The 12,546-nt window shown below is 36.0% G+C and carries 13 protein-coding genes; all 13 read right to left on the bottom strand.

What is annotated here, in order from left to right; genetic code table 11:
- Positions 1-18 precede the first annotated feature (18 nt).
- The 13 genes from V7Z48_RS05310 to V7Z48_RS05250 all read right to left on the bottom strand — a co-directional run bounded on the left by V7Z48_RS05310 (position 19) and on the right by V7Z48_RS05250 (position 12,416).
- Positions 19-642 (bottom strand): WbqC family protein, encoded by a 624-nt coding sequence (locus tag V7Z48_RS05310; RefSeq protein ID WP_334112361.1) that lies wholly within the window; start codon positions 640-642, stop codon positions 19-21.
- 17 nt (positions 643-659) lie between these two features.
- Complete coding sequence (gene lepB, locus V7Z48_RS05305; protein ID WP_334112360.1) at positions 660-2,219, bottom strand: signal peptidase I; 1,560 nt, start codon at positions 2,217-2,219, stop codon at positions 660-662.
- A gap of 42 nt (positions 2,220-2,261) precedes the next feature.
- Positions 2,262-2,963: a 4-hydroxy-tetrahydrodipicolinate reductase gene (gene dapB, locus V7Z48_RS05300; protein WP_334112359.1), complete on the bottom strand. Its 702-nt coding sequence runs from the start codon at positions 2,961-2,963 to the stop codon at positions 2,262-2,264.
- A gap of 1 nt (position 2,964) precedes the next feature.
- A complete protein-coding gene (locus tag V7Z48_RS05295) occupies positions 2,965-3,585 on the bottom strand; it encodes a DUF5683 domain-containing protein (RefSeq protein WP_334112358.1) in 621 nt (206 codons plus the stop codon).
- Complete coding sequence (locus tag V7Z48_RS05290; protein ID WP_334112357.1) at positions 3,575-4,474, bottom strand: ParB/RepB/Spo0J family partition protein; 900 nt, start codon at positions 4,472-4,474, stop codon at positions 3,575-3,577. Before V7Z48_RS05290 ends, V7Z48_RS05295 begins: the two co-directional genes overlap by 11 nt.
- Entirely contained in the window at positions 4,474-5,241 is a 768-nt protein-coding gene (locus tag V7Z48_RS05285; RefSeq protein ID WP_334112356.1) for a ParA family protein, read from the bottom strand. Before V7Z48_RS05285 ends, V7Z48_RS05290 begins: the two co-directional genes overlap by 1 nt.
- 496 nt (positions 5,242-5,737) lie before the next feature.
- Positions 5,738-7,903 carry a methylmalonyl-CoA mutase gene (scpA, locus tag V7Z48_RS05280; RefSeq protein WP_334112355.1) on the bottom strand — a complete coding sequence of 722 codons (2,166 nt, stop codon included), beginning with the start codon at positions 7,901-7,903 and terminating at the stop codon, positions 5,738-5,740.
- The gene (locus tag V7Z48_RS05275; protein ID WP_334112354.1) at positions 7,903-8,550 is read right to left on the bottom strand and encodes a hypothetical protein; all 648 of its coding nucleotides are present in this window, start codon (positions 8,548-8,550) and stop codon (positions 7,903-7,905) included. The genes scpA and V7Z48_RS05275 overlap by 1 nt, the downstream gene beginning before the upstream one ends.
- Positions 8,543-9,910 carry a methylmalonyl-CoA mutase subunit beta gene (locus V7Z48_RS05270; RefSeq protein WP_334112353.1) on the bottom strand — a complete coding sequence of 456 codons (1,368 nt, stop codon included), beginning with the start codon at positions 9,908-9,910 and terminating at the stop codon, positions 8,543-8,545. The genes V7Z48_RS05275 and V7Z48_RS05270 overlap by 8 nt, the downstream gene beginning before the upstream one ends.
- Positions 9,907-10,236, bottom strand: coding sequence for an FtsB family cell division protein (locus V7Z48_RS05265; protein ID WP_334112352.1), 330 nt, complete (start codon positions 10,234-10,236; stop codon positions 9,907-9,909). The genes V7Z48_RS05270 and V7Z48_RS05265 overlap by 4 nt, the downstream gene beginning before the upstream one ends.
- Positions 10,217-10,843, bottom strand: a complete 627-nt coding sequence (gene udk, locus V7Z48_RS05260; protein WP_334112351.1) for a uridine kinase — start codon at positions 10,841-10,843, stop codon at positions 10,217-10,219. Before udk ends, V7Z48_RS05265 begins: the two co-directional genes overlap by 20 nt.
- A gap of 50 nt (positions 10,844-10,893) precedes the next feature.
- Positions 10,894-11,316: a c-type cytochrome gene (locus V7Z48_RS05255; protein ID WP_334112350.1), complete on the bottom strand. Its 423-nt coding sequence runs from the start codon at positions 11,314-11,316 to the stop codon at positions 10,894-10,896.
- Positions 11,313-12,416 carry a PQQ-dependent sugar dehydrogenase gene (locus V7Z48_RS05250; protein WP_334112349.1) on the bottom strand — a complete coding sequence of 368 codons (1,104 nt, stop codon included), beginning with the start codon at positions 12,414-12,416 and terminating at the stop codon, positions 11,313-11,315. The genes V7Z48_RS05255 and V7Z48_RS05250 overlap by 4 nt, the downstream gene beginning before the upstream one ends.
- Positions 12,417-12,546: the final 130 nt, after the last annotated feature.

Here is a 12,546-nt window from a genome sequence, read left to right as displayed (position 1 = left end):
AATGAATAAAAAATGCCGTCATTGTAAATTAACGTTTTGCGATTTTAGATAATTTACGGTATTTGGTCCTTCATTGAAAAGCAGATCAAGAATACTTAAATTACCGATAAATTCGTGCTTGTCGCTGAACACTTGAATATAATTTTCAAAAGATTGATTCACTTCTTTTTTACAAAACACGAGTGTTCTGGCATCTAAATATTGTCGTGTATTTTGGTCAAAAAATTGGGTTAAACTGAAGTTTAATGGGAGTTGTAGACATTCAAAAATCACTTTTAAGCAATCTATATTAAATTCATATAAATTGCTTACTTTTTTGGTGAAAAGTGGTTTTAGGTCATCGATGTAAAACTCAAAAAAAGGCGATTTTCGGTAAGCAGTCTCTAAGGATTTTAAATGTGTAAGTTGCCATTTTTCGGCATGCGATACTTCTACGTTACTATAAAGTTGTCTGTTTTTTTGTGAGTGAATAACAGGAATATTTAATTGCAATAAACCATTGGCACGCATAATACAACATCGATTGCGATACGTTTGTTTTCCGTAGGTATCACAGTATTCAAAATTAATCACGTCGCTTTGCAGCATGATTGCCATATGGGCAACATTTGGAAAATAAGTTGGGTGGAGTAGTGCAGTCATGCGCATCTACCTAAGTTCTAGGCTTGTTTCTTTTTCTTTCTCCAGCTGCTATAGCCAAACCAAAGAGCCAATACGACCAAAAATGGAATGAAGAAAGAACGTGGTTTGCCTTCGCCACCAACGGTTGTGAAAACACGATCCCATCTAATACTCCAGTTTTTTATACCATCATTAATGCCTTTGATGCTCATCCATTTAAAAACGGGTTTTCCTATAACGTGATCATGTGGCACCATTCCCCAAACCCGAGAATCTTGTGAGTTATGACGATTGTCACCCATCATCCAGAAATAATCTTTTTTAAAGGTATAATTGCTGGCAACCTGGCCATCGATCAAAATTTGATTGCCATTTACAGAAATTTTATGGTCTTCGTAATGTGTAATAACGTGTTTATAAAGAGGTAGGTTTTCAACCGTAAGTTGAATAGTCTCGCCTGCTTTAGGCATGTATAAGGGACCAAAAAAGTCGTTATTCCAATTGTAACTGGCGTCTTCTGGAAAGATACCTGAAGCCCGATTGCCTTCAGTATCTTTTCTAACTGTAACACTCGCCACATCTGGATGGTTTTTGAGATTGGCAACATTTTCAGCGGTGGCGGCTGGAATTATATATACCTGATTTTGTGAGTCAAAGCCCAGACCATCGGTTATATCATATTTTTGAAGTATTCTGTACAAGTCAGCACCAGCCAGTTGTCGTTTAAATTCAATATTATAGGAAAACTGAATTCTGGCGCGGTCTGGTAAATCATTTTGTTTGCCATTTATCCAAACAAAACCATTTTTTATTTCAAGTGTATCACCAGGAATGGCCACACATCGTTTTACGTAATTCGTTTTTTTATCGATGGGTTTGTAGTAATATTTATCCGTATGCCGCATATCAAGCATGGTATCCGTTGGCCAGTTAAATACTACAATATCGTTATTTTTTATTTTTTGAAAAGCTGGAAATCTCAAGTAAGGCAATTCAAACTTGGGCACATAAGATTTGATTTTGACCACTGGTAAAGTGTCGTGAACCATTGGCGCCGCGATGGTTGTCATCGGTACACGTGCACCGTAATGCATTTTGCTAACCAACAGAAAATCGCCCACCAACAATGTTTTTTCTAATGAAGACGTTGGAATTACAAACGGCTGAATAAAATAGGTGTGTACAATTGTAGCGGCTACTATAGCGAATAAAATTGAACTAATCCAGTCACCAGCGGCCGATGTTGGCTTTAAATCTCTGTTTTCAAGATATTTGACATCCGCAACATAATTAAGGTAAAAATTATAGAAACCTAAAGTAACTATAGCTAATATGGTATCGGTTAAACTATTTTTTCCAAAACTTCTAGCGGTTTCTACCCAAACTGCTGGTAGCATAATGAGATTCACAATTGGTAAGAATAACAATATGGTCCACCACCAAGGTCGGTTGATGATTCTCATTAAAATCACTGCATTGTAAACTGGGACAAAGGCTTCCCAAGCTTGTCTGCCTGCTTTTATGTAAAGCTTCCAAGTGCCAAGACCATGAATGATTTGAATTGCAAAAATTAGGATTAACCAATTATTTAAAGTCATGCGATATTGTTTTCTTTGATAATTTTTTCAAAAATAGTTTAATTAGCCAATGTTTAAGACATCTTTCATTGAAAAGACACCTTTTTTATCTACAATCCATTCAGCAGCAATCACGGCGCCAAGTCCAAAACCTTGTCGGCTGTGAGCTGTATGTTTAATGGAGATGCTGTCTATTTCTGAAACATATGAAACCTCGTGGGTTCCGGGAACATTTTCAATTCGCTTGGCTATGATTGGCAATTCATCACTATGTTTTGGTTCTAAAGACCATTTCTTATAGTTGGTATTTGTTAGAATTGTCTCTGCTAAAGTAATGGCCGTACCGCTAGGTGCATCTAATTTTTGTGTATGATGAATTTCTTCAATAGACGCTTTGTAATTAACGTGATCAGTCATGAGTTGGCTGAGTCGTTTATTAATTTCGAAGAAAATATTAACGCCAATGCTAAAGTTGGAAGCGTAAAGAAAACTACCATTATTCACATGGCAAAGTTTTACCATATCTTGGTAATGTTCTAGCCAACCGGTGGTTCCTGAAACAACAGGAATGCTATTATTTAAACAATTGCTGATATTTTCAACTGCTGCAGAAGGTACACTGAAATCAATGGCAACGTCTACATCATTTAGATTATACGCGCCAGTTTCATTGGTAACCTTTAATACGACGTTATGACCGCGTTCTATGGCAATCGCTTCAATTACTTTACCCATTTTTCCGTAGCCAAGTAATGCAATATTCATATTAAAATTTGAAATTTAAGGTGAGTCCTAAATCTGAACTGTTTTCCATTTGGTTGTATTGAATATGGGGTTTTATGGCCAAGTTTTCGTCAACATTAAATTGCAAAAGATGTGCATCGATGTTGGCGTCAAGAATATTTAAGGCATAAAAACCGATGGTAATTAAGAGGGACAATTCTTGATTTCTTCTAAAGGTTTGTTGCGCACGCACCAGACCATCGCTGTCTATTCTTGGTGATGCATTCGGATTACCGTTTATGTCAACGCCCCAAAACTCGTCGTTATTAAATCCTGCAAGGCGATTTTTATACGCATCCCTGAATCTATTTAGTTCATTGGTATTAGTAACGTAAAAGTAAGCACCAGTTCCGATAGCTGCGTAAACTAAAGGAATTTTCCAGTATTTTTTGTTATAAGCTTGTCCAAGTCCGGGCAATACTGCTGAATAAAATGCAGCTTTTGAGGGTGCAAGTGGATCAATAACTCTGCCGACCAAAGGCTCATTAATTACAATTAACTTTTCGTCTATAGCAATCGATGTACTATCATTCGGATTTTGAGCTTGGCCGAAAAAACCAAAGCCACTAATTAATAAGAATAAATAAAAAACCTTATTTGGCACCTTTCACAAGTTTAATAATTCTGCTAAAATCTTCTTCTGAATGAAAAGGGATTGTAATTTTTCCAGCTCCATTCTTAGCTACTTTAACGTCTATTTTATGGCCAAAGTATTCCGAAAATTCTTTAATACCTTTTTTGATATGCTTAGGTGTTTCGGTAGTAGGCGCTGGTGTACTGGAAGAAGGATTTTGCATAGCCTTAACCAAAGCTTCAGTTTGCCTCACCGATAATTGATTGCTAATAATCTTTTCGTAAACATCAAGCTGTTTAGTTTGATCTTCTATTGTTATGATTGCTCTGCCGTGTCCCATAGATATAAAGCCATCTCGCATCCCAGTTTGTACAATTGGGTCAAGTTTTAACAAGCGTAAATAATTGGCTATGGTTGATCGTTTTTTCCCAACACGGTCGCTCATTTGTTCTTGTGTAAGGGCGATTTCGTCTATTAATCTTTGGTACGACAGTGCAATTTCAATAGGGTCTAAATCTTGACGTTGAATATTTTCAACCAAGGCCATTTCCAATGATTCTTGGTCGTTGGCAATTCTAATATATGAAGGGATGGTTTGTAATCCAATAAGTTTAGAAGCTCTATAACGACGTTCTCCAGAAACCAGTTGGTATTTATTGAATTCTATTTTTCTAACTGTAATCGGCTGAATAACGCCAAGTTCTTTAATGGAAGAAGCAAGTTCTAAAAGCGTTTCTTCGTTGAAGTTTGTACGCGGCTGAAATGGATTTATTTCAATAGCTTCAAGATCTAATTCTACAATGTTCCCTACAACTTTATCAGCATTTTTATCCTGAATGCTTTTTATGTCGTTTGATGGATCTTTAAGCAGTGCTGAAAGTCCTCTACCTAATGCCTGTTTTTTGATTGCTTTGGCCATTATGCATCATTTTTCTTGATAATTTCACGTGCCAAACTAAGGTAATTTGAGGCACCTTTACTTCCAACATCGTAATTGATTATACTTTCACCATAACTAGGTGCTTCGCCGAGTTTTACATTACGCTGAATAATGGTGTCAAAAACCATATCGCTGAAGTGTTTTTGAACTTCTTCAACTACTTGATTAGAAAGTCTTAACCTTGAATCGAACATAGTTAAGAGCATGCCTTCAATATCTAGCTCTGCATTGTGAATTTTTTGGACACTTTTGATGGTATTTAGTAATTTCCCCAAACCTTCCAACGCGAAATATTCACATTGTATAGGAATAATCACGGAATCGGCTGCTGTTAAGGCATTTAGCGTCAGTAAACCTAGCGATGGTGCGCAATCAATTAAAATAAAATCATAAGATGATTTTAAATTTGTGATCGCTTTTTTAAGCATGTATTCGCGTTCATCTTTATCAACAAGTTCTATTTCTATGGCGACTAAGTCTATGTGTGCGGGAATAATTTCTACGTTTGGCGCATTGGTAGGTATAATGCAAGCTTCGGCCGAAGCTGTGTGTTCTAGGAGTTGATAAGACCCAGTTTCTACGCTATCAACATCAATACCTAAACCCGAAGAGGCATTGGCCTGAGGATCGGCATCTATAAGTAGCACTTTTTTATCTAGAACACCGAGTGAAGCCGCAAGGTTTACAGAAGTTGTTGTTTTTCCAACGCCGCCTTTTTGGTTGGCAATAGCAATGATTTTACCCATTAATTGATTTGGTTTTTCAAAGGTTAAAAATACGATTAATTATGAGTTTAAAAAACCGAAATTGTTAACAATGGTATCTATAAATGATTAAATATGCTCAGTGTTGTGAGCCAATTAAATATACTACAGTAAAGCATAAATTTTATAATAGTTAACATTACGCGCACTAACTCTAGTTTTTCAGTTAGATGTTCGAAACTTCATTTGAGATACTTGATACTTATATTTGAGGTTCGTAAATCATAAAATACTGTTAACAAATAGTATATAAGATTAATCTAGTTGTAGCAATGGGTAATTTTGATGCTATTCAGTGGTATAAATGTATTTAATTTTGTCCCATAAATAATGGCTCTAAATTGTATGAAAAATTCTAAAAAAAACAAACAATAATGTTCCAATGATAAATTTAATAATTTATCTAACATCTTTGTTAATGATATTACCCGTAATAACGGCATTATTGATGGTTTACCTTGGGATATTTTAAAGTAAATTAATCAATCAAAATCTCTAAAATTTGGATGGCGGCATCACTAATTCTAGTGCCTGGACCAAATACAGCGATAGCGCCAGCATCGAATAAAAATTGGTAATCTTGTTTTGGAATAACACCTCCGACAATCACCATAATATCATCTCTGCCATAATTATTTAATTCTTGTATAACTTGTGGTACGAGGGTTTTATGACCAGCCGCTAAAGAGGATACACCTAGAATATGAACATCATTTTCAACGGCTTGTTTGGCTGCTTCTTTGGGTGTTTGAAAAAGCGGTCCGATATCGACGTCAAAACCAACATCTGCATAGCCAGTAGCCACTACTTTTGCGCCGCGATCATGACCGTCCTGTCCCATTTTTGCGATCATTATGCGCGGTCTTCTACCGTCTTGTTCGGCAAATTTATCGGCAAGTTCTCTGGCTTTTTTAAACGAACTGTCGTCTTTAATTTCTTTGCTATACACGCCTGAAAAGGATTTAATTTGAGCTTTATATCTACCGAAAGCTACTTCTAATGCATCACTTATTTCGCCTAATGTGGCACGATGCCTAGCAGCTTCTACGGCTAAAGCTAATAAATTATCGCTTTGCTCCGGGCTTGAGACCTCAGAATCTTCACTGATAATTTTTGCAGCAGCCGAAAGATTTGAAAGTGCCTTCTCTACTTGACCTTTGTTTCGTTGCGCTTTAATTTGTTTTAATTTTTCAATTTGTTGGTTGCGCACACTTTGATTGTCAACTTCTAAAGTTTGAATAGGATCTTCTTCTAAAAGTCTATATTTATTGACGCCAACAATAATATCTTGTCCTGAGTCAATTCGGGCTTGTTTTTTGGCAGCAGCTTCCTCAATACGCAATTTTGGAATGCTAGCTTCAATGGCTTTGGTCATGCCACCCAAACTTTCAACTTCTTCTATTAAAGTCCAAGCTTTCTGAGCAATATCATGTGTTAATTTTTCAACGTAATAACTACCAGCCCAAGGGTCAACAGTCTTGGTGATTTTAGTTTCTTCTTGTAAGTAAATCTGGGTATTTCGAGCAATTCTCGCTGAAAAATCGGTTGGCAATGCAATGGCTTCATCTAAAGCATTGGTATGCAAACTTTGGGTGCCGCCAAAAGCTGCGGCACTAGCTTCAATACAAGTTCGTGCAACATTATTAAACGGATCTTGCTCAGTTAAACTCCACCCCGATGTTTGACAATGGGTACGCAATGCTAAAGATTTTTCATCCTTTGGATTGAATTGTTTTACAATTTTTGCCCATAGCATTCTAGCAGCTCTCATTTTAGCTATCTCCATAAAATGATTCATGCCAATCGCCCAGAAAAAGGACAATCTAGGGGCAAAAGTGTCAATATCCATGCCTGTTTCAAGGCCTTTTCGTATGTATTCTAATCCGTCAGCCAAAGTATAGGCCAGTTCTATATCACAAGTCGCACCTGCTTCCTGCATGTGGTAACCAGAAATACTGATACTATTGAATTTAGGCATGTTTTTGCTCGTGTATTCAAAAATATCTGATATAATTTTCATCGATGGTGTTGGCGGATAAATGTAGGTATTACGCACCATGAATTCCTTTAGAATATCATTCTGAATGGTACCAGAGAGCTTTGCTGGCGTAACTCCTTGTTCTTCTGCTGCCACAATATAGAATGCCATAATGGGTAATACAGCGCCATTCATGGTCATGGAAACGCTCATTTGGTCGAGCGGAATTTGATCAAAAAGAATTTTCATATCCTCAACCGAATCTATAGCTACGCCAGCTTTACCAACATCGCCAATTACGCGTTCATGATCGGAATCGTAGCCACGATGCGTTGCTAAATCGAAGGCTACTGAAAGCCCTTTTTGACCTGAAGCCAAATTTCTGCGATAAAAAGCATTGCTATCTTCGGCAGTTGAAAAACCGGCATATTGACGGATGGTCCATGGTCTTCTTACAAACATGGTACTGTAAGGACCGCGAAGAAACGGCGCTATTCCTGCTGCGAAATTTAGATGTTCAACATCTTTTAAATCGTCTTTTGAGTATTGGGATTTTAATTGGATGCCTTCGGCAGTTGTAAAATGATTTTGATCAACGTTTTCAATGAAATCCGATGACTTTTCGAGATATTTTAATTTGATATGTTGAATGTTTTTTCGGGCCATTACAAAATCATTTTTTGCAGATATAAGTCAAAATTTTCTTCTTCATTAGGTGAAGTCAGGTTTACAAAAACCGTGTGATTTTTATTGGATAGAAAATAACTATAATGAAAGCTCTCAGTTTTTAGGGTTTTATTTTCAACCTTATATACCGTTTTAAAAATTTGAACACCACTATTGTCGAAAAACATAGCGGTTTGTTTTTTAAAATTTACTTTTGATTTTCCAATGGCATTATCTTGGTAACCTCTGATGGTTGTTAATAAATTTTTTGCATCTGCTTCCACAAATTTTTGTTGTGGAAGTACTGTAATGGAATAGGTTTCTTGGTTTGATTTATCGATGTAAGTGTACGAATTTGTGTCTTTATAAAGTGCTTCTTTTGGTTGGTGAATATTAAAACTATAGGCGTAATTTTTACCTAAGGAGTCTGCATATTTTTTAAAGTCGTAGTTGTTGACTCTATTGAATTTTTCAGGAAGAAAAATCTTAATACCTTGTTTTTCTAAAAAATGATAATTACCGGGAAGATCATTTGTTGCAGGATCATTACCCCAGTTACTTAGTTGGTTAACATCATCTATACAGGATGTTGTTAGTGCTAAAAGGCAAAAAATTAATAAGAAGTATTGGGTTATATTACTATTCATTGTTAAGTCTGTTTTGTTCGGTTTCTTCGGCCAATCTTTTTTCAATTATGGGCTCGATTAAGGTTTTTCTTGGATTTCGTTTTACAAAAGGAAACAATTCAAGTTCATGTTTCATTTTGTCTTCCGGATTTGGGTGCCTGTTGGTGCCTAGTAAAATTAGTTCACCCTTGTTAAATTGCGCTTGTTCTAACTGTGCACTTTCCTTTATTTTACGTTGAATGGTTCCTGATTTTAATTGGGATAGAAATCCACCATTTGCTTCAATATCTTTAAATAAATTAAGTGCTTTTTCACAAAGCTGATTGATTAAATTTTCAATATAATAGGTGCCGTCGGCGGCATTTGTCACCTTATCAAAATAGCTTTCGTGTTTCAAAATGAGCAGCTGATTTCTAGCAATACGTTCGCCAAAATCATTGTCTTTGTGGTAAATAGCGTCGTAAGGTGAATTGCAAATAGTATTTGCACCACCTAATATGGCGCTCATGCATTCAGTGGTAGTGCGCAACATATTGATGTTGTAATCGTAAATAGTTTTATTTCTATTACTTGGAGTTACAAAAATGATACAATCTGAATTTACGCTAAATTCCTCAGCCAAGCTTTTCCAAAGTATTCTCAGTGCTTTTATTTTTGCGATTTCAAAAAAGTAATTACTTCCAACGGAGATTTCAAAAACAACTTTTAAAGTTTGTTTTTGGCTTTCATTGAATTCATTATTTAAAAGGTTTAAATACTCATATGCGTGCGCCAAACTGTAGGCAAGTTCTTGAACCATATTAGCGCCAGCATTTTGATAAAGCGAACTGTTTATTGTAATAGTATTTGTTGCTTTTATTATTTCTATGAAATTGGCTTGATCAAAGGTGTAATCTTTATACCAGTTACCTGTTTTACATAGATTTTGAATAATGTCGGCGGTTATAATAAGGCTGTCTAAGTTATTTTTTGAAATAGCTTTTATGTAGTCTGGAGACAGAAACAAACAATCTAAATAAACGATGGTCTTAGTAAGGTCTATATTTTTTAGAAGTTGGTTGATATTTATTGAATTGTCTGCAATTAAGAACTTAATGCTTTCTGCACCTTTTTCTATGGCTTCTAATGCTTTTTTATTGGCCATTTGGGAGTTACCTGCATAAATTGTCTGGTTGATATTCCATTTTTTATGCGTTGAAGCCCCATCTTGATTAATGGATGAAAAATCATCAGGGTGATAAAACGGTTTTACATTAATACCTTCATTGCTAGTCCAAATTAAGGTGTTATTATAATCGTCACCTTTTAAGTCATATTGAATTTTTTGTTTCCATTGCGCTGCAGAAACTTCAGGAAATATGTCAAAAAGTTGTTTTGTCATTTTTGATCCGATTTTGCAATACTATCTTCGTATTCTATAATATAGATATCTTCATTTTCTTTTTTCATATAGTATTTTTCACGTGCTAATTTTTCCATTCCTTCTTCCGCTGATAGTTCTTTGATAGCTTTTTTATCGGTCTCTATTTCACGCTTGTAGTAGTTTTTTTCTAGCTCTAAATCACTGATTTCTTTGTTCAGCTCTCTATGGATAAGGTACGAATTTGCATCGAAAAATGTCATCCACACCACAAATATTATCAAAATGATAACAAATGGATTTTTGAGTGGTTTAAGGTATTTTAATTTAGACTTTGTTTTGGTCATATAGCAAGCGTTCGTTTATGATGGTTTTTACTATATCAACTGCAACTGTATTGTATTTATTATTTGGGATGATAATATCGGCGTATTCTTTCGTAGGCTCGATAAATTGCTGGTGCATTGGTTTCAGCGTATTCTGATATCTTGCGAGCACTTCGTCTATATCTCTTCCGCGTTCATTAATGTCTCTTTTTAAGCGTCTTATTAATCTTTCGTCGCTATCGGCATGAACGTATATTTTAATATCAAACATGTTTCTAAGTTCTGGATGCGTAAGTATTAAAATGCCTTCAACAATCATTACTTTTCTTGGATGTGTAACAATAATATCGCTGGTGCGATTGTGGTTTACAAAAGAATATACGGGTTGATTGATGATTCGGCCTTTTTTAAGTTCCTTTAGATGCTCTTCGAGCAATTCGAAATCGATGGATCTTGGGTGGTCAAAATTGATAGCAACACGCTCATCATAACTGAGGTGGGAAGTGTCTTTGTAATAGGAGTCTTGCGAAATCACACCAACTTCTCCAGCAGGAAGTTCGTTTAATATTTGAGAAACGACTGTGGTTTTTCCACATCCGGTGCCACCTGCTATACCAATGATGAGCATAATTAATTTTTTATAAGTACAGCTACAAAAATAAGCTTTTGCTCTAAATTCTAGGGTTTGATTTTTGAAACTTCAGCTTTGGTATAAAAATGATCTTTGCTATTTCCCCAGCTGTTATTTATGTAATTCATTACATCGGCAACTTCTTGATCGGATAGACCCAAGGGAGACATAACACTGTTATAAATTTTACCATTCACAGTAATTTCTCCGGACATTCCGAATTTTATGGCTTTGATACTTTCAATTTGATTGTCTCTCAGATAATCTGCGTTCGCTAAAGGCGGAAAAACTTTTCCAGCACCTTCGCCATTTGCCATATGGCAACTTATGCAAAAATCGTTGTAGATGATACGGCCTTCTTCCATACTTTCGGCCATATTGCTGCTTAATTTTGATTCGGGTTTATTTTGACAATTGAGGTTTAAACATATAGAAATGAAACAGATGGCAACTAAGCGTTTTAAATTCATTTTTGTAGCAATTTAACGATTCCTAAGTTTTCTATACCAACATAGATATATCCATCGGGTCCTTGAACTACGGTTCTAATGCGACCTAGTCCGTCTAGTAAGCGCTCTTCTTTGGTGACCTTTCCATTTTCGATGGTGCACTTATCTAAATATTCAAATTTCAAAGCTCCAACTAATAAATCACCATTCCAACCAGGATATTTATCACTTGAAATAAAGGCCATTCCGCTGGGTGCAATTGATGGATCCCAGTAATGTAGTGGTTGTTCCATGCCATCCATTTCGGTGAAATCTGTAAATGAAGTACCATTATAATTGATACCGTAGCTAATCACAGGCCAGCCATAATTTTTACCAGCTTTGATGATATTGATTTCATCACCGCCTCTTGGACCGTGTTCATGCGTCCAGATTTCCCCAGTTTCAGGATGAACAGCCATGCCTTGCGGATTACGATGTCCGTATGAATATATTGCCTTTACAGCATTTGGTTCATTTACAAATGGATTGTCGGCAGGAATCGTGCCGTCGTCATTGATTCTATAAACTTTTCCGCCGTCTCTGGTAATGTCTTGTGGGTTAACATCTCTGTCACCTCTATCACCAACAGTAAAATACAAATGACCTTGCGCATCAAAAGCCAAACGGGATCCAAAATGTTGCCCACGTTTCGAATCTGGTGTTGCTTTGTATAATACTTCTTGATTTGTGAGCGTGTTTTCGGTTAATTTTGCACGCATAACTGCAGTATTTCCACCAATTTCAGGATCGTCAGATGAAGCGTAGGTGAAATAAATCCAGCCATTTTCATTGTAATTCGGATGCAATAAAATATCCATTAATCCACCTTGACCTCTTACATAAATTTCTGGCAAACCTTCAATGGTAGTTTTTTCGTCATTTTTGAATTTCACAAGTTGTCCCGCTTTTTCAGAATACAGAATTGAACCATCAGGAAGAAATACAAAACCCCAAGGAATTTGCAAATCAGCTACAACTACTTCATGAGTATGGCTTGTATTTACTGGGTTTTTGTCTTGTGCGCAGGCAAAAAACATAAAAAGTGAAAATATTAATGGTAATCTAAATAGGACGTTCATAAGAAATTATTTTGGAGCTTAAAATTAATTATAATTATTCTTTTAAGGTAATAAAAAGCCATATATTTGCAAACCGAAATTCGGGGTGTAGCGTAGCCCGGTCATCGCGCCTGCTTTGGGAGCAGGAGGT

This window comes from Paucihalobacter sp. (assembly GCF_036825875.1).
GTDB lineage: Bacteria > Bacteroidota > Bacteroidia > Flavobacteriales > Flavobacteriaceae > Paucihalobacter.
This window is presented reverse-complemented; position numbering and strand designations above follow the sequence as displayed.